The sequence below is a fragment of the Lacinutrix sp. C3R15 genome, from assembly GCF_018860825.1.
In the GTDB taxonomy this organism is placed as follows: domain Bacteria; phylum Bacteroidota; class Bacteroidia; order Flavobacteriales; family Flavobacteriaceae; genus Oceanihabitans.
Window position 1 is genome coordinate 124,441 of record NZ_JAHKPZ010000012.1, and the last position, 17,365, is coordinate 141,805.

17 protein-coding genes are annotated in these 17,365 nt (G+C 30.4%); 6 read left to right on the top strand and 11 right to left on the bottom strand.

Going from position 1 to position 17,365, the window contains the following annotated elements; all coding sequences use genetic code 11:
• Positions 1-31: 31 nt before the first annotated feature.
• From KO494_RS03500 to KO494_RS03545, 10 genes are all read right to left on the bottom strand, one after another.
• Complete coding sequence (locus KO494_RS03500; RefSeq protein WP_215966213.1) at positions 32-844, bottom strand: prohibitin family protein; 813 nt, start codon at positions 842-844, stop codon at positions 32-34.
• A 9-nt stretch (positions 845-853) separates the two neighbouring features.
• Positions 854-2,887 carry a VWA domain-containing protein gene (locus KO494_RS03505; RefSeq protein WP_215966214.1) on the bottom strand — a complete coding sequence of 678 codons (2,034 nt, stop codon included), beginning with the start codon at positions 2,885-2,887 and terminating at the stop codon, positions 854-856.
• Between the two features lie 69 nt (positions 2,888-2,956).
• Complete coding sequence (gene fabG, locus KO494_RS03510; RefSeq protein ID WP_215966215.1) at positions 2,957-3,703, bottom strand: 3-oxoacyl-[acyl-carrier-protein] reductase; 747 nt, start codon at positions 3,701-3,703, stop codon at positions 2,957-2,959.
• A gap of 155 nt (positions 3,704-3,858) precedes the next feature.
• Positions 3,859-4,731, bottom strand: a complete 873-nt coding sequence (gene sucD / locus KO494_RS03515; protein WP_215966216.1) for a succinate--CoA ligase subunit alpha — start codon at positions 4,729-4,731, stop codon at positions 3,859-3,861.
• A gap of 303 nt (positions 4,732-5,034) precedes the next feature.
• Positions 5,035-5,970, bottom strand: a complete 936-nt coding sequence (locus KO494_RS03520; RefSeq protein ID WP_215966217.1) for a UDP-3-O-(3-hydroxymyristoyl)glucosamine N-acyltransferase — start codon at positions 5,968-5,970, stop codon at positions 5,035-5,037.
• Positions 5,971-6,047: 77 nt separating this feature from the next.
• Positions 6,048-6,614 (bottom strand): elongation factor P, encoded by a 567-nt coding sequence (gene efp, locus KO494_RS03525; RefSeq protein WP_215966218.1) that lies wholly within the window; start codon positions 6,612-6,614, stop codon positions 6,048-6,050.
• A gap of 18 nt (positions 6,615-6,632) precedes the next feature.
• The gene (lpxA, locus tag KO494_RS03530; RefSeq protein WP_215966219.1) at positions 6,633-7,418 is read right to left on the bottom strand and encodes an acyl-ACP--UDP-N-acetylglucosamine O-acyltransferase; all 786 of its coding nucleotides are present in this window, start codon (positions 7,416-7,418) and stop codon (positions 6,633-6,635) included.
• An 8-nt stretch (positions 7,419-7,426) separates the two neighbouring features.
• Positions 7,427-8,836: a bifunctional UDP-3-O-[3-hydroxymyristoyl] N-acetylglucosamine deacetylase/3-hydroxyacyl-ACP dehydratase gene (locus KO494_RS03535; RefSeq protein ID WP_215966220.1), complete on the bottom strand. Its 1,410-nt coding sequence runs from the start codon at positions 8,834-8,836 to the stop codon at positions 7,427-7,429.
• The gene (lpxD, locus tag KO494_RS03540; protein ID WP_215966221.1) at positions 8,823-9,851 is read right to left on the bottom strand and encodes a UDP-3-O-(3-hydroxymyristoyl)glucosamine N-acyltransferase; all 1,029 of its coding nucleotides are present in this window, start codon (positions 9,849-9,851) and stop codon (positions 8,823-8,825) included. Before lpxD ends, KO494_RS03535 begins: the two co-directional genes overlap by 14 nt.
• 60 nt (positions 9,852-9,911) lie before the next feature.
• Positions 9,912-11,141 (bottom strand): HD domain-containing protein, encoded by a 1,230-nt coding sequence (locus KO494_RS03545; RefSeq protein WP_215966222.1) that lies wholly within the window; start codon positions 11,139-11,141, stop codon positions 9,912-9,914.
• Between the two features lie 36 nt (positions 11,142-11,177).
• Between KO494_RS03545 and KO494_RS03550 the strand changes: the two genes are divergently transcribed.
• The 6 genes from KO494_RS03550 to KO494_RS03575 all read left to right on the top strand — a co-directional run bounded on the left by KO494_RS03550 (position 11,178) and on the right by KO494_RS03575 (position 15,694).
• The gene (locus KO494_RS03550; protein WP_215966223.1) at positions 11,178-12,731 is read left to right on the top strand and encodes a bifunctional response regulator/alkaline phosphatase family protein; all 1,554 of its coding nucleotides are present in this window, start codon (positions 11,178-11,180) and stop codon (positions 12,729-12,731) included.
• Between the two features lie 95 nt (positions 12,732-12,826).
• On the top strand, positions 12,827-13,231 hold the full coding sequence (tsaE, locus tag KO494_RS03555) for a tRNA (adenosine(37)-N6)-threonylcarbamoyltransferase complex ATPase subunit type 1 TsaE (RefSeq protein WP_215966224.1): 405 nt from the start codon (positions 12,827-12,829) through the stop codon (positions 13,229-13,231).
• Between the two features lie 197 nt (positions 13,232-13,428).
• Positions 13,429-13,572, top strand: a complete 144-nt coding sequence (locus KO494_RS03560; protein WP_215966225.1) for a hypothetical protein — start codon at positions 13,429-13,431, stop codon at positions 13,570-13,572.
• Positions 13,565-14,059 (top strand): hypothetical protein, encoded by a 495-nt coding sequence (locus tag KO494_RS03565; RefSeq protein WP_215966226.1) that lies wholly within the window; start codon positions 13,565-13,567, stop codon positions 14,057-14,059. Before KO494_RS03560 ends, KO494_RS03565 begins: the two co-directional genes overlap by 8 nt.
• A gap of 64 nt (positions 14,060-14,123) precedes the next feature.
• Entirely contained in the window at positions 14,124-15,323 is a 1,200-nt protein-coding gene (locus KO494_RS03570; protein ID WP_215966585.1) for an alanine dehydrogenase, read from the top strand.
• Between the two features lie 2 nt (positions 15,324-15,325).
• Positions 15,326-15,694, top strand: a complete 369-nt coding sequence (locus KO494_RS03575; protein WP_215966227.1) for a hypothetical protein — start codon at positions 15,326-15,328, stop codon at positions 15,692-15,694.
• A 51-nt stretch (positions 15,695-15,745) separates the two neighbouring features.
• Here the strand turns inward: KO494_RS03575 and KO494_RS03580 are convergent, their stop codons facing one another.
• The gene (locus tag KO494_RS03580; protein ID WP_215966228.1) at positions 15,746-17,272 is read right to left on the bottom strand and encodes a T9SS type A sorting domain-containing protein; all 1,527 of its coding nucleotides are present in this window, start codon (positions 17,270-17,272) and stop codon (positions 15,746-15,748) included.
• Between the last annotated feature and the right edge of the window lie 93 nt (positions 17,273-17,365).

Consider the following 17,365-nt stretch of genomic DNA (forward strand, 5'->3'; position numbering starts at 1 on the left):
GATACCTTTTTTAATAATGTATTGTACTATTTTATTGATTTCCTAAAATAATAGGCATTCCAGAATCTCCAGAACCAATAACAATTACTTTACTATTTGAAGATTCAGATAATTTAATTGTAGCTTCAATTCCTTTATCCTGTAAAATTTTATCTGTAAGTGATGCACTTAAAATTTTATTAGCATCTGCTTTACCTTGTGCTTCAATACGTTGTTTTTGCGCTTCTTTATCTGCTGTTACTAAACGAAACTCATACTCTAATGATTCTTGTTCTTGTTTTAGTTTACGCTCAATAGCATCTTTAATTGTTGCTGGTAGTTTTACATCTTCAACCAACACTTTTTTAACCGTTAAATATTGACCATCTAATAAATTGGTAACTTCTTCTAAAATTTCTTGTTCAATTACATCTCTTTTACTAGAGTATAGTTGTTCTGGAGTATAACGTCCTACTACACTTCTTGCTGCTGCATTAACAGCAGGATCTAGAAGTTCTCTTTCATAATCTGCTCCTTTAGTTTTAATAAGTTTACCAAGGTTAGAAAACTCAGGCTCGTACCAAATGGTTCCGTTTACTTTTACTTCTAACCCATTTACTGAAAGTACATTCATTTCATCTGAAACAGATTGCTGACGCACTCTATGCACCAACATATCATTCCAAGGTGCTACTATATGAAAACCTTCACCATAAGTATGTTCTGTATTAATACCGTCTCCAAAGCGCTCAAATAATACACCTCCTTCACCAGGACCAATAGTCACTGCTGATTTAGAAATTAAAATAATTAAGAATACTAGTGTAATAATAAAAGGCACTGCTATTTTAGGTAATTTATCCATATTTGTTTTTTATATTAATCCGTTATATTTTCTTATAAACCATTCTATTGCCAAGCTTAAAACCAGTAAAGCAAGCAAGTATTTAAAATCAATTAAAGGTACAACATTTTTACTGCTTTTTTGTATGCTAACAAAGCGTTCATCATTTAACAGTTTGCTAAATAAAACATCTGTATTTGCAATAAAATAACTGTTTGCATTTGTATTAGTAGCAACTTGCTGTAGTTTTGTTACATTAGCATTTAAAAATTGTTGCTCCATATTATATTCTAAAATTTGAAAAACTCCAGATTTAGATATGTTTTCATTGCTAGCTTTAACCGTAAAACTGTAGTCTCCAGCAACTAGACTACTTAAATCTACTTGATAATTATTTCCTTTTAAAATAAACGGAAATGTATTAGAAACTTTTGTTTCTTTATTTTGTACCACAATATTTAGCGACTCTTTTGCATCAAACTCATAATTTTTATTAAAAAATTGCGCTTTAATAACAACATTAGCATTGCCAGAATAAAAAGACTCATAGTCTACATTTAATCTGTCTTTTCTTTTATTAGAAGCTAGATATTGTATCAATTTGCCCATAAAGTTATCAAAACTATTAAAGGACTTTTTGTTTAAAAAGCTTTGCGCTCGCCATTTCCAGATATTTTCACCAAAAAGCACCGCTTCTCTCCTGCTATTAGTTTCAAAAGTAGCAAGTAAAGGTTGTTGTGTATCTATGCTTCTTATGTTTTTATATAAAATAGTTTCTACAGGAATAGAAAAAGTAACAGCACCAAAAGAAGATTGTAAAGGAGGAAAAGATTCAAAATCTAAATCCTCGATAATAAAAGTATTGTAGTTTGTATTTAGGCTTGCTTGATAATCTTCGGTTTGATTGGTTATGTCTTGTTTAAAATCTGAAGTATTTGCATTAACAAAAGCATAGTCTGTTTTTGCTCCTAAAACCAAAAATTTGTTAGCATTACTTTGCTTTAACTCCCTAAAAACTAAGTTAAACTTATTGCTTGGCTGATACAATATAACTAACTGAAAATCATTTTTTTGCAACAAATATTGTTCTGGAGTTACAATAGAAACTTCGCGTTGCTCATTAGTTTCAATACTCTTTTTAAAAGCACCTAAATCTGGATGCATAAAATCACTAACTATGGCTACATTTGTTTTTTGATCTATAACTTCTACAGCAAAATTAGTGTAATTATTAATGGTGTTTTTTTCACTTTTAATAGGAATTATTTGAGCCTTATAAGGTTGTACTCCTACTTGATTTGCAGGTAAAGTAAAGTTTAAAATTTTTGAATTTACCGTTTTACTGAAGCTTAGGTTTTGAGAATATACTGTTGTTTTTCCTGAGGTAACAATAAATCTAGAGTTAACAGCGTGGTTTCCGTTATAAGTAACAATAGCCTCTACAGGAAATTTATTTTTTAAAAATGCATACTTATTTACATTAAGTTGTTGCAGTTTTAAATCTGTATAACTAATAGTATCACCAAGAATTACAGGAAATATTGGCTGATTTACTTTTGCTGCTGAAAATACATAATCATTACCAAAAGTCTGATTTCCATCTGTGATTAATACTACTGGAGATGTAGTGTTTTTATAAATTTGAGAAAAGCTATTAAAAGCCTTATCTATATTGGTTTGTTTGTTTAAAAAAGTTAAAGAATCTGTTGCTTTTAACGTGTTTGCAAAAGAGAAAAAATCTAGATTAAATCTATCTGAAAGCGCAGTATTATTTTTAATTGCTGCTACTAATTGCTGTACATTTTCTTTCTGATTTAAATGCGTAATCGAGCTAGAGTTATCTACAGCAACTACTAAGTTTGGTTTTTCCGTATAGTAGCTTATTTTTTCGAATTTAGGATTTATTAAAAGCAGTAACAATGAAAAGATACTTACAAACCTTAAAAAAGAAAAAAGCATGTTGTTTTTAGACATGCTTTTCTTTTTAGATTTATACTGAAAAAGCGCTAATAATAGCGCTATAATTCCAGATAGTATTATGTATAAAATTGTTTCTGTTTGCATAAATGATTCTTCGACAAGCTCAGAATGATACTATTTAAATGTGTTAACTTCTACCTAAGTAGAAATAAATTAGGTTAGCATTCCTCCATCTACGTTTAAGGTTTGCCCAGTAACGTAAGCAGACATATCACTTGCTAGAAAAACACAAACGTTTGCTATATCTTCTGGTGTACCACCACGTTTTAAAGGAATAGCATTACGCCAACCTTTTACCGTTTCTTCATCTAGTTTTGCAGTCATTTCGGTTTCAATAAAACCAGGAGCAATCACATTACTTCTTATATTTCTTGAACCAAGCTCTAACGCTACCGATTTAGAAAACCCTATAATTCCTGCTTTAGAAGCAGCATAGTTGGTTTGTCCTGCGTTACCTTTTACACCAACAACAGAACTCATATTAATAATAGAACCTTTACGTTGTTTAAGCATAGTACGTTGTACCGCTTTGGTCATATTAAAAACAGACTTTAAATTTACTTCTATCACTTTATCAAAATCTTCTTCGCTAATACGCATTAAAAGATTGTCTTTAGTAATTCCGGCATTATTAATAAGTATATCTATGCTACCAAATTCTGCAACTACATCTTCTGCTAGTTTTTGTGCTTCCTCAAAGTTTGCTGCATTACTTTTATATCCTTTAGCTTTAATACCTAAAGCGTTTAATTCTTTTTCAAGTTCATTAGCTGCTTCTACAGATGAACTATATGTAAATGCCACATTTGCACCTTGTTGTGCAAAAACTTGAGCTATACCTTTACCAATACCTCTACTTGCTCCAGTAATAATGGCTGTTTTTCCTTCTAATAATTTCATTTACTTACTTTTTTGCCACTATTTCATGAATTTCTTAATATTCTAACAAAATAGATGTGGCTATTTATTAAATTCAAATATAATAAATACAATTTGCTTCAAATAAAAAAACCTCACAAAAAAATGTGAGGTTTTTAACATATTTATGTGATTGCTTATCCTAAAACTTCAGCAACTTTTTTACCAATTTCAGCTGGTGAATCTACAACGTGAATACCACATTCTCTCATAATAGCTTTTTTAGCTTGAGCAGTATCATCACTACCACCAACAATAGCACCAGCGTGACCCATTGTACGACCTGCAGGAGCAGTTTCTCCAGCAATAAAACCTACAACTGGTTTTTTACTTCCACTAGCTTTATACCAATTAGCTGCATCTGCTTCTAATTGACCTCCAATTTCACCAATCATAACTACAGCTTCTGTTTCTGGATCGTTAATTAATAACTCAACAGCTTCTTTAGTTGTAGTACCAATGATAGGATCTCCTCCAATACCAATAGCAGTAGTAATACCTAAACCTTGTTTTACAACTTGGTCTGCAGCCTCATACGTTAAAGTACCTGATTTTGAAACAATACCTACTTTTCCTTTTTTGAATACAAATCCTGGCATAATACCAACTTTTGCTTCACCTGGAGTAATAACTCCTGGACAGTTAGGGCCAATTAATCTACAATCTCTATCTTTTATATATGCAGCAGCTTTAATCATATCTGCAACAGGAATACCTTCTGTAATTGTAATAATTACTTTAATTCCTGCATCTGCAGCTTCCATAATAGCATCAGCAGCAAAAGCTGGTGGTACAAAAATAATGGTTGTATCTGCTCCTACTTTTTCAACTGCTTCAGAAACAGTATTAAAAACAGGTTTATCTAAATGTGTTTGACCTCCTTTTCCAGGGGTAACTCCACCAACAACATTTGTTCCGTATTCAATCATTTGACCAGCGTGAAAAGTACCTTCACTACCAGTAAATCCTTGAACTATTATTTTTGAATTTTTATTTACTAAAACGCTCATTTATATTTAGATTAAAATTGTTTAATGTATAATTAAGATATTCTTTAGAACTCTTATTGCAAAAGTAAGTTTTTGAAAAGAAATTATAAAGTGATTTGTCTATTTATTTATTAAAAAGAAATTTATCTTTTTTATCTACTAGCTACAAGACTAAACCTTTAAAATACTTTAACAAAGTAAACTTATTGTAGCTTGTAAATGGCAATAAAAAAACTAGTCAATTTTTATTATTTAAATCTTAATGCAATATCATTAAAATACGATATATACTATACTTGCATATACCTCTTTTTAAGATATCTTTTATTTGGTTTTTAATTGTTTTATAATTTCTGGTATTTTCTTTATATATGCCAGATCTTTAAGTTTTACTCTAGATTCTTCAATTGGCGTACCAAAATAAGACTTTCCTCCTTCTACAGATTTAGTTACTCCTGTTTGCCCTAGAATCACCGCTTTTTCACCAATGGAAATTCCGCTAGTGGTTCCTACTTGTCCCCAAATAGTTACCTGGTCACCAATAACACAGCAACCTGCAATACCTGTTTGTGATGCTATTAAGCACTTTTTACCAATTACAGTATCATGACCAACTTGAATTTGGTTATCTAGCTTAGATCCTTCACCAATAGTTGTATCTCCTGTAACACCTTTATCTATAGTACAAAGCGCACCAATATCTACATGGTCTTTTATAACAACTCTTCCTCCAGAAATTAAAGGATCAAATCCTTCTGGTCTGTTTTTATAATAAAATGCAGAAGCTCCTAAAACAGTTCCTGCATGAATAGTTACATGATTACCAATAACAGTATCATCATAAATACTTACATTAGAATGAATGTCACAGTTATCACCTATTGTTACATTATTACCAATAAAACAATTGGGTTGTATTATAGTGTTTTTACCTATTTTAGCCGAAGGAGAAATAGCTACATTAGAAGCCTGAAAAGGCTTAAAATGTTGTGTAATTTTATTAAAATCTCTAAAAGGATCATCACTTATAAGTAATGCTTTACCTTCAGGACATGCTACTTCTTTATTTATTAATACTATAGTTGCTGCAGATTGTAATGCTTTATCATAGTATTTAGGATGGTCTACAAATACAACATCACCAGCTTGAACTACATGAATTTCATTAATACCAAGAACTTGAAAATTAGCATCTCCAACATATTTACAATCTATTAAATCTGCTATTTGTTGAAGGGAGTGTGGTTTTGGAAATTTCATATTTAAGTATGCAGTTTTCAGTACTCCTTCTTTAGTATGCACTGCAAACTGTAGACGGAGTACTGCTAACTTATTTGTTATTCTTTAACACGCTCTTTGTACGTTCCTTTTTCTGTTTCTACTTTAATTTTGTCACCTTCATTAATAAATAAAGGAACATTTACAGTAGCTCCTGTTTCAACTGTTGCTGGTTTTGTAGCATTTGTTGCAGTGTTTCCTTTAACTCCTGGTTCTGTAGCAGTTATTTCAAGAATAACACTTGCTGGCATTTCAACAGATAAAGGTGCGTTATCTTCTGTATTAATAATAACAGTTACAACTTCACCTTCTTTCATTAATTCTGGTTTGTCTAGTGCTGCTTCTGTTAATTGAATTTGTGTATAATCTGCTTCATTCATAAAATGATAAAAATCACCATCATTGTATAAGAATTGAAATTTATGCGTTTCTACACGTACATCTTCTAGTTTATGACCTGCAGAAAAAGTATTATCTAATACTTTACCTGTAGTTACACTTTTCATTTTGGTTCTAACAAAAGCGGGACCTTTACCTGGTTTTACATGTAAAAATTCAACAATTTTATATATATCGTTGTTATATCTTATACAAAGTCCGTTTCTAATATCTGAAGTTGTTGCCATTTATTTTTTTTTTAAATTTTAATTTGATTTAAAGTAACCTTTCATAATACCACGATGAGAATTCTTAATAAATTGAAGAATTTCGTCACGCTCATGAGTTGCTTCCATTTCAGCTTCAATTAAATCTGAAGCTTGTGTGTTATTGTAATTTTTTTGATATAAAATTCTATATATATCTTGTATTTCTCTTATTTTTTCGGTTGTAAATCCTCTTCTTCTTAGTCCTACAGAATTAATTCCTACGTAAGATAAAGGTTCACGAGCTGCTTTTACAAAAGGAGGCACATCTTTTCTTACTAAAGATCCTCCAGTTACAAAGGCATGATTACCAATAGAACAAAATTGGTGTACAGCTGTCATACCTGCCAAAACAACATAATCTCCAACAGTTATATGTCCTGCTAGCGTGCTGTTATTTGAGAATATACAATTATTTCCTACAACGCAATCATGCGCTATATGGCAATATGCCATAATTAAACAATTGTCGCCAATTACCGTTTTCATTTTATCTGTAGTACCACGATTAATAGTTACACACTCTCTAATGGTAACATTATCTCCAATGATAGTTAGTGTATCTTCATCTTTATATTTTAAATCTTGAGGTACACCAGAAATTACTGCTCCAGGAAAAATATTACAATTTTTACCTATTCTAGCACCTTCCATGATAGTTACATTACTACCAATCCATGTTCCTTCTCCAATAATAACATTATTATGTATAGTTGTAAAAGGGTCTATAACTACATTTTTTGCAATTTTTGCACCAGGATGTACGTAAGCTAAAGGTTGATTCATTTTTATATTTATTTTTTTACTTTAGATATTTGTGCCATTAGTTCTGCTTCTGCACATAATTTTCCGTTTGCATAAGCATAACCTTGCATGTGACAAATACCTCTACGTATTGGCGTAATTAAATCGCATTTAAAGATTAAAGTGTCTCCAGGAACAACTTTTTGTTTGAATTTAACTTTATCTATTTTCATAAAGAAGGTTAAATAATTTTCTGGATCTGGTACAGTACTTAGTACTAATATACCTCCTGTTTGCGCCATAGCTTCTACTATTAAAACGCCAGGCATAACAGGAGCTCCAGGAAAGTGCCCTTTAAAAAACTCTTCGTTCATTGTAACATTTTTCATACCAAGCACATGAGAGTCACTTAATTCAAAAACTTTGTCTAGCAACAAAAAAGGTTGCCTATGTGGCAACATATCCATTATTTGATTAACATTCATTAAAGGTTCTTGATTTAAATCTACATCAGGAACATAATTTCGTTTTTCGTTTTTAATAATTTTAGATAATTTTTTTGCAAATTGAGTATTCACAAAATGACCCGGTTTATTTGCTATAATTTTTCCTCGTATTCTTGTACCAACTAATGCCAAATCACCAATAACATCTAATAATTTATGTCTTGCAGCTTCATTTGGGTGATGCAATGTTAGGTTATCTAAAATACCATTAGATTTTACTGCTATAGACTCTTTATTAAACGCTAATTTGAGTTTTTCCATGGTTTCTGGAGATAGTTCTTTATCTACATATACTATGGCGTTATTTAAGTCTCCTCCTTTTATTAAACCATGCTCTAAAAGCATTTCTATTTCATGTAAAAAGCTAAAGGTTCTAGCGTTTGCAATTTGATTTTTGAAGTCTGAAATCTGGTTAAGAGTAGCATTTTGAGTACCTAATACTTTTGTACCAAAATCAACCATTGTTGTTACTTGGTATTCTTTAGAAGGCATTACAAGAATTTCACTTCCTGATTCTTCATCGGTATAACTAATAATATCATTTACTACATATTCTTGTCTTGTAGCTTCTTGTTCAACAATTTCTGCTTTTTCTAAAGACTCAATAAAGAATTTTGATGAACCATCCATAATTGGTGGTTCTGAAGCGTCTAATTCAATTATAATGTTATCTATATCTAACCCTATTAGCGCAGCAAGTACGTGTTCACAGGTTTGTATAGTAACTCCGTTTTTTTCTAAACAAGTTCCTCGTTGTGTATTGGTAACATAATTTGCATCTGCTTCAATAACAGGCTCTCCTTCTAAATCAATACGTTTAAAACGAAAACCAAAATTTTCTGAAGCTGGTTTAAATGTTAATTTTACATTTTTTCCGGTATGTAAACCAACACCAATTAAAGACGTTTCATTTTTAATTGTCTTTTGTCTAATATTAGTATTAACTATTGCCATCTATTTTTTTTTCGATTTCATTAATATTTTTAACAATTATTGGTAGGTTTTTAAAGTGCACATACGATTTATTGTAATCTGCATACGATAAAGCTGGTGAACCTTGTAATACTTGATTGTCTTTTATATTTCTACCAATACCAGATTGTGCTTGAATTTTTACATTGTTTCCAATAGTAATATGTCCTACAATACCTACTTGACCACCAATCATACAGTTTTTACCAATTTTTGTAGAACCAGCAATTCCTGTTTGTGCAGCTATTACTGTGTTTTTACCAATTTCTACGTTGTGTGCAATTTGAATTTGATTATCTAGTTTTACTCCTTTTTTAATTAAGGTAGAGCCTAATGTAGCTCGATCTATTGTTGTTCCTGCTCCTACATCTACAAAATCTTCAAGAATAACATTTCCTGTTTGCGGTACTTTAGAGAATTCTCCTTTTTCATTTGGTGCAAAACCAAAACCATCTGCGCCTATAATTGCTCCAGAATTTACAACACAATTTTTACCTATAATGCAATCTGAATACACCTTTGCTCCTGCAAAAATAATTGTATTTTCACCTATAGTTACATTGTCTCCCAAATATGTATTTGGATATATTTTTACATTTTCTCCTATAGTTACATTTTCTCCTATGTATGAAAAAGCACCAATATATGCCGTTTCTGTATATGTTGCAGATTCAGATATAAATGAGGGTTGCTCCACACCTACTTTATTAGTCTTAACTAAATTATAGTACTCTAATAATTTAGAAAAAGATTTATAGGCATCTTCTACTTTAATTAAAGTAGTTTCAATACTATTTTCTGGTTCAAAAGTTTTATTTACTATAGTTATAGATGCTCTTGTAGAGTATATAAAAGGCGTGTATTTAGGGTTTGCAAGAAACGTAAGTGATCCTTCTGTTCCTTCTTCTATTTTTGAAAGTTTAGAGACTTCAACATCTGGATTACCAACAATGTCTCCTTCTAAAATTCCTGCAATTTGTTCCGCTGTGAATTTCACAATTATTTGTTTAGTTTTTTGTAATTCTAGCAAAAATAAGAAAAATGTAGTTAACCAACGTTATAGTTTTAGCTTTGGATAGCATATATAGTATTTAGTAACTGGTTTTGAGAGTGCTTTAAGGTTTAATTGGTCTGAAGCTTTTACTATATCTTCTATCTTTCCGTTTTTATGTAAAATATTAATTTTTTGTTTTTTTTGTTGATATGCTTGGTTAGAAATTTCACCTGTAAACACAAAATAGTCTGCTTCTGCTTTAGAAATATTATGGGCTTGCATAAGCTTTTGTGTATGCTGTTCTAATATTTCAGATTTAATCTTTTTCTTTTTCAGCTTCACTTTTAGTAAATCTCTATTGATTATCATTTCGCATAAATTACGAAGCACAAAATCTTCATGAAATTGCCAAGCTTTCATTGCAGAAACAATATCATAATCATCAAGCATTGCAAAGGTATTTAAGGTTTTAGTATTAAAATTACTTAAAGAAATTTCATTTTCTAAAAAGTACTGCAAAGGTTTACTTGCTTCTAATTTTACGCCTTTAACCGTTAATTCTTTGGCTCTTTTTAAAACTCTAATTAGTAATTGCTCTGCCGCTAAGCTTGTTTTATGCAAGTATACTTGCCAATACATTAATCTTCTAGCAACTAAAAATTTTTCAACACTATATATACCTTTATCTTCAACTACAAGTGCATCATCAACCACATTAAGCATTGTAATTAAGCGCTCACTATTAATGTTACCTTCTGCTACTCCTGTATAAAAACTATCTCGTTTTAAATAATCTGCTCTATCCATATCAATTTGACTAGATATTAGCTGACACATAAATTTTCTGTGATATTCTCCTTTAAAAATTTTAATGGCTAACGTTAAACTTCCGTTAAACTCTGTGTTTAAAGTTTCCATAAAAAGAAGTGAAATTTGCTCATGAGACACATTATTTACTATACTATGTTCCATAGCATGAGAGAAAGGACCATGACCAATATCGTGTAATAAAATAGCAATTAGCAATGCGTTTTCTTCTTCTAAAGACACTGCAACACCTTTAAAACGTAACACTTGCACTGTTTTTTGCATTAAATGCATACAACCAATAGCGTGATGAAAACGAGTATGATGTGCACCTGGATAAACGAGGTAAGACATTCCCATTTGGGTAATTCTACGTAACCTTTGAAAATATTTATGTTCAATTAAATCAAAGATTAGCGAATTTGGTATGGTAATAAATCCGTAAATTGGGTCGTTTAATATTTTAAGTTTGTTATTCGTATGCAAGCTTTATTTTTTTTACAATTTTCTAAACAAATATACATGAACAATATAAATATTCTTTGGGTTGACGATGAAATAGATTTATTAAAACCTCATATTATCTTTCTGGAACAAAAAAACTACAAGGTAACTACCTGTAAAAGTGGCACTGAAGCCTTAGAAATTTTAGACACCATTAATTTTGATATTGTTTTTTTAGACGAAAACATGCCAGGACTTAGCGGTCTGGAAACTTTAAATGAAATTAAAGAAAGAAAAGACACGCTTCCTGTTGTTATGATTACCAAAAGTGAAGAAGAATATATAATGGAAGAAGCTATAGGTAACAAAATAGCCGATTACCTTATTAAACCAGTAAATCCAAACCAAATATTATTAAGTTTAAAAAAGAATTTAGACCACTCCAGATTAGTATCTGAAAAAACAACCTCTAACTACCAGCAAGAGTTTAGAAAGATTGCTATGGATTTATCTATGGTAAACACTTTTGAAGAATGGGCTGCCTTATACCAAAAACTAGTGTATTGGGAATTGCAATTAGAAAACATTGAAGATATTGGAATGTTTGAAATTTTAGAATCTCAAAAAAATGAGGCCAATACACAATTTGGTAAATTTATAGACAAAAACTATCCTTCTTGGTTTGAAGCACACACAGATGCGCCTACAATGTCTCACACATTATTTAAAGATAAGATTGCTTCAGAAATTAGTAAAGAACAACCTACGCTTTTAGTTGTTATTGATAATTTACGTTATGACCAATGGAAAGCTTTTGAACCTATTATAAACAATTATTATAAAAAAGATAAAGAGATTCCTTTCTATAGCATTTTACCAACAGCTACACAATATGCACGTAATGCCATTTTTTCTGGCTTAATGCCAAGTGATATGGAAAGATTACATCCAGAATATTGGAAAAATGACACCGATGAAGGTGGTAAAAACTTACACGAAGCAGATTTTTTAAGAGAGCAACTTAAACGATTAGGCTTATCAAACCTTAAGCATGAGTACTATAAAATTACCAATTTAAAAAATGGTAAAAAACTAGTTGATAATTTTAAAAGTCTAAAAGAAAATGACTTAACAGTTGTAGTATATAATTTTGTTGATATGCTTTCGCATTCTAAAACAGAAATGGATGTAGTAAAAGAACTAGCATCTAATGATAAAGCATACAGATCTTTAACGCAAAGCTGGTTTAAAAACTCTCCTTTATTAGAAATGATTCAACAAGCACAACAATTAGGTTTTAAACTAATATTAACCACAGATCATGGTACAATTAATGTAAAAAACCCATCTAAAGTTATAGGAGACAGAGATACTAGCTTAAACTTAAGGTACAAAACAGGTAGAAGCTTGTCTTATGAAGACAAAGACGTATTAGTGGCAAAAGACCCTAAAAGCATACATTTACCTTCTTTATCTATGAATAGTTCCTTTATTTTTGCCAAAAACGATTTGTTTTTTGCCTACCCAAATAACTATAACCATTATGTAAGTTATTACAGAAACACCTACCAACATGGTGGCGTTTCATTAGAAGAAATGATTATACCTTTTGTGGTTTTAAATCCTAAATAACAAAATTTATTTAAGCGTATTATCTATTAAAATACCTAGGTTCGTTTTTTATTATTTATATATATGTATAATTTTGTTTAATAAACATTAAAAAATTGGAGTTAAACTATACAATAAATGACCTTGATAAGGTTGCTAAAACAGTATTAGATAATAGTACAAATAAAATTATACTATTTCATGGTACTATGGGTGTTGGCAAAACAACACTCATAAAATCACTTGTAAAAACAATTGGTAGCACAGATGAAGTGCAAAGTCCCACCTACTCTTTAGTAAACGAATACACTACTAGTAACACAAAAATTTATCACTTTGATTTATATAGAGTTGAGTCTGTTGATGAGTTGTATAATTTGGGCTTTGAGGAATACTTACAAGAAAACCATTGGGTTTTTATTGAATGGCCAGAATTAGCTCTAGAATTTTTGCCTGAAAACGCAACCAATATATTTTTTGAATTAAATGAGGATAATAGTAGAAAAATTATAATAAATTAGACCATAATAAAAGTCAAAAACATGTATTTGAAGTAAAATTCCCACAAGGACTTAATGAAAAAGCATGTTTTTATGGTAAAACCGTAATCGAAAATTCAAAAACAACTATATTTAACATAATTTTAACATTTTCCTCCTATTAGCAAAAGCGTGATTATATAATTTTAGGGTATTAATTAATTTAATCCCTTATAATTATGAAAACTAAAAAGTATTTAATCGCAATCGCTCTTTTTGGAGGTATGTTCTTTACAGCTCAAGCAACAAATTTAATTGACATTGATGGACAAACAACAACAAAAATTGAAAAATGGAAAATCAAAGTCCCATCAAATGGGTAAAAGAGATGGAGTTATTTTAGGAAGCATTATTGCTACAATTATTGCTTCTACTCCTCTATTATTTAATTTATATGAAAGTGTTCCAGAGATCAAAGTCTGGGACACTTACTTTTTTACGTACCATAGTAACTATTACCAAAATATTATGGTTTTGGCCTGGACTTTAACAGGCAAAATTGTGCCTTTATTTTTAATATTAATTTGGTTTTTTACCTGTCGTCATTGGTGGTATCATGCTTTATTAGTGCCAATAGTCATGTATTTATTTCAAATATTTTCAATTATTAACGAAGACATTACTTATATAGACAAATTTCAATTATTACATTTAGTACCTATTATGGCTATAGTAATACCTTCTATTTACCTTATAAGAGCTAAAATGTTTGATAAAATAAATACTGCAGATAAAACATTAGAAGATTTAGAAGAAGAATTTACTGTACGCCCTAAAAATGTTTGGGGAAAAGTAAAACAGTATTTTTAGAAATTAGCTATTAAAATTTAAAAAAAATATTCGTAATTTGACTAATAAATTAATTAGTCAATATATGTCTAAACCATTATCCCCTTTTACCAAACAACAATTAATACCTCAAGAAGAAACTCTTGAGGTTTTTAAGCAAAAAGGAAATCTCTTTATAGGTATACCTAAAGAAACTGCATTTCAAGAAAAACGCGTATGTCTAACTCCAGATGCTGTTTCTGCACTAGTTAGCAATGGACATAGAGTTTTAATGGAGACAGGAGCTGGTGAAGGAGCAAAATTTAGTGATAAAAATTACAGTGAAGCTGGTGCAGAAATAACCAATGATACTGCAAAAGTATTTGGTTGTCCTATAGTTTTAAAAGTGGAGCCTCCTACTCCAGAGCAAATAAACTTAATAAATCCGCAGAGTATATTAATTTCTGCATTACAATTAAAAACACAATCAAAAAAATATTTTGAAACCTTAGCTAACAAGCGCATTACTGCTCTAGCTTTTGAGTTTATTAGAGATGAAGTTGGCTCTTATCCTGCTGTACGCTCTTTAAGTGAAATTGCAGGAACTTCTGCCGTTTTAATTGCTTCTGAGTTATTAAGTAATGTTAATGAAGGAAACGGACTAATGTTTGGTAATATTAGTGGTGTTCCTCCTATAGAAGTTGTTATTATTGGAGCTGGAACTGTTGGCGAATTTGCAGCTAGAAGCTCTATTGGTCTTGGTGCCAACGTTAAGGTTTTTGACAACTCTATTACCAAACTTAGAAGAATGCAAACCAATTTAGGTATGACCATTTACACTTCTACCTTACAACCTAAAAATCTAGCAAAAGCTTTAAAAAGATGTGATGTAGCCATTGGTGCTATTAGAGGAAAAAATAGAGCGCCAATTGTTGTAACTGAAAATATGGTAAGTAATATGAAAACTGGGGCAGTAATAATTGATGTTAGCATAGATATGGGAGGATGTATTGAAACCAGTGAAGTTACAACACATAAACACCCTACTTTTGTTAAACATGGTGTGATACATTATTGTGTACCTAATATTCCTGCAAGATACGCCAGAACTGCTTCTATTTCAATTAGTAATATGTTTACTCCCTATCTTTTAAAAATTGCAGAAGATGGTGGATTAGAAAATTCTTTAAGATTTGATAAAGGTTTAAAAAATGGGTTGTACTTTTACCACGGAATTTTAACTAACAAATCTGTTGGTGAATGGTTCGACTTAAAACATAGCGATATTAACTTACTTATTTTTTAATTGTGCAATTAATACAACGTATAGGTTATTACCTAGGAGGTTTCTCTATAGGATTGGTACTTTTAGCTTTTTTTTTAAATGGAAAAAAAACCTCTTGTGCTTATGGTCCTGAAGCCAGAGTTATAAAAAACATAAACACTAAAAAACTTGTTTATAGCGACTCTATATACACAGTTCTTTCTAGAAAAAAAATAGATAGTGCTACTATTAAAAAAGCACTTTTAAAAGGAGATGTAGATTTTAGTTTAAGTAATACAAGACAAAAACCTTGTGGTATTTATACTATTGAAAGTTATATAGAAGATAGTGAAGTAATACTTACAGTAGAAAACTGTGATAGTATTGCTACTTTAAAAAATATTAAATGGTAAAAAAAAAAGCTTCATTAATAAATGAAGCTTTTTTTTTACTCTAAAGAAAGACTAATTTCTAATTATTTTCTTTGTTTCTTTTTTCCCGTTAATGTTTACAGATAATAAATAAATACCTGTTGGGTAAGATGATAAATCTACTGTTAACGTGTTTTCATTATCAACTATATTATTTATTAGTGTTCTACCTAAAACATCATGTAATTGTATTGCAGAAACCGTATTATTTTGGCCTGATACTTTAACTGTTACTACATTATTTGTAGGATTAGGAAATACAGAAAGCACATTACTAGTTTCTTCAATTTCATTATCATTTGTACTTAAAAGAGATTGTGGATATTCTAAAACCCAAGCAGGAGGATTAGCATCTTGCATAATACTACTATCATCCCAATTACTTGCAAAAAGTATTTTTGTACCATCTCTATTTGGTACAGCCATAGTAGAGTGTCCGTTTCCTGGAGAAACATCATTATTATGTTTTGTATAACGTTCTATAATTCCTGAATCGTCTAATTTAATTGCAAAAATTTCTCTAGATGCTACATCATGACTAGTACAACATTGCTCACTTACATAAGCCCAACCTGGTCTATCTGTATTTCTACAACTAATATGTCCTCCCCAAATTCCTCCAGGGTATTGAAATAAAGGAGTTATTCCTTGACCATCTAATCTTGCGCAATATACATAAGAATCATTACTCCAACCGTCAGGTCCTTCATAAGCAACCATAACATCGTTTCCGTATGCATCAATTCCTAAATCTCCATGTGCTGTAATATCATATATATGTCTTTCGTTTTGAAAATTTAAATCATAAGATTTTAAACCTGCAGTTGCACCAGAACCATCTGTTCTCCAAGAAACAACCGCAAAGTTCCCTAGTTGTGAAACGGAAAACCAATCTAAATCACCACTAGAACCTATATTTTTTGTTCCAACGATTTGATCTTCTTGAATATCATATACTATTAATGTTCTATCGCTTCCGTTTTGACCAATTAAGCCAACGTATCTATCATCATTAGATTGATTTCCTTCTCCGTAACCAAAATCTAAACTAGAATAATCACTAAAAGTTCTTAAAGTTACTCTAGTATTGTTAAGTACATTAAACTTAACAAATTGGTTTCCAGGAGTACCATACATATAATTAGGTTCTGTATTAGCCCATCTACCATAAGATGGAATGTCTCTCCAGTATAAAAAGTCAAAAGTTTCTCCATCTAAAATTGCCGCAGGATAACCTGCTAATTTAATTAAAGAGCCATCAGAGTTCCATGTCTGGTCTTTAGCATAATTATGTCTAACTCTTATAGAACTAGTTCCAAAAACGTTTTTATCGCTTATTCTAGTAATGGTACTTCCAGATAAATCTTCGGTAAAAGATTCTAAATAATCAGGAAATGCTCCTGTAGGTGCTTCGTAAGAATCGTAATTTACTGTAGAAAGTAATACTTGTTCAGGATAATTTTGGGCTTTTAAAATTGTGACACTTGATAATAAAGATAATAATAAAGCTTTTTGTAATTTTCTGTTTGTCAGAAATTTAGTCGATAAATTTTTATTCATTTTTAAGGGATATTGCTATTAATCAAGTGCTAAACTAAAATATCAATTAATAAAAAAATTTAAACATTCATTATATTCGATGAAATACACATC

Excerpts from the sequence above, each read along its gene's own strand:
- KO494_RS03520 (WP_215966217.1), bottom strand. The coding sequence starts at position 5,970 with ATGAAATTTCCAAAACCACACTCCCTTCAACAAATAGCAGATTTAATA.
- efp (WP_215966218.1), bottom strand. The coding sequence starts at position 6,614 with ATGGCAACAACTTCAGATATTAGAAACGGACTTTGTATAAGATATAAC.
- lpxA (WP_215966219.1), bottom strand. The coding sequence starts at position 7,418 with ATGAATCAACCTTTAGCTTACGTACATCCTGGTGCAAAAATTGCAAAA.
- sucD (WP_215966216.1), bottom strand. The coding sequence starts at position 4,731 with ATGAGCGTTTTAGTAAATAAAAATTCAAAAATAATAGTTCAAGGATTT.
- fabG (WP_215966215.1), bottom strand. The coding sequence starts at position 3,703 with ATGAAATTATTAGAAGGAAAAACAGCCATTATTACTGGAGCAAGTAGA.
- KO494_RS03500 (WP_215966213.1), bottom strand. The coding sequence starts at position 844 with ATGGATAAATTACCTAAAATAGCAGTGCCTTTTATTATTACACTAGTA.
- KO494_RS03505 (WP_215966214.1), bottom strand. The coding sequence starts at position 2,887 with ATGCAAACAGAAACAATTTTATACATAATACTATCTGGAATTATAGCG.
- KO494_RS03550 (WP_215966223.1), top strand. The coding sequence starts at position 11,178 with ATGAACAATATAAATATTCTTTGGGTTGACGATGAAATAGATTTATTA.
- KO494_RS03570 (WP_215966585.1), top strand. The coding sequence starts at position 14,124 with ATGTCTAAACCATTATCCCCTTTTACCAAACAACAATTAATACCTCAA.
- KO494_RS03580 (WP_215966228.1), bottom strand. The coding sequence starts at position 17,272 with ATGAATAAAAATTTATCGACTAAATTTCTGACAAACAGAAAATTACAA.
- KO494_RS03535 (WP_215966220.1), bottom strand. The coding sequence starts at position 8,836 with ATGGCAATAGTTAATACTAATATTAGACAAAAGACAATTAAAAATGAA.
- KO494_RS03560 (WP_215966225.1), top strand. The coding sequence starts at position 13,429 with ATGAAAACTAAAAAGTATTTAATCGCAATCGCTCTTTTTGGAGGTATG.
- KO494_RS03565 (WP_215966226.1), top strand. The coding sequence starts at position 13,565 with ATGGGTAAAAGAGATGGAGTTATTTTAGGAAGCATTATTGCTACAATT.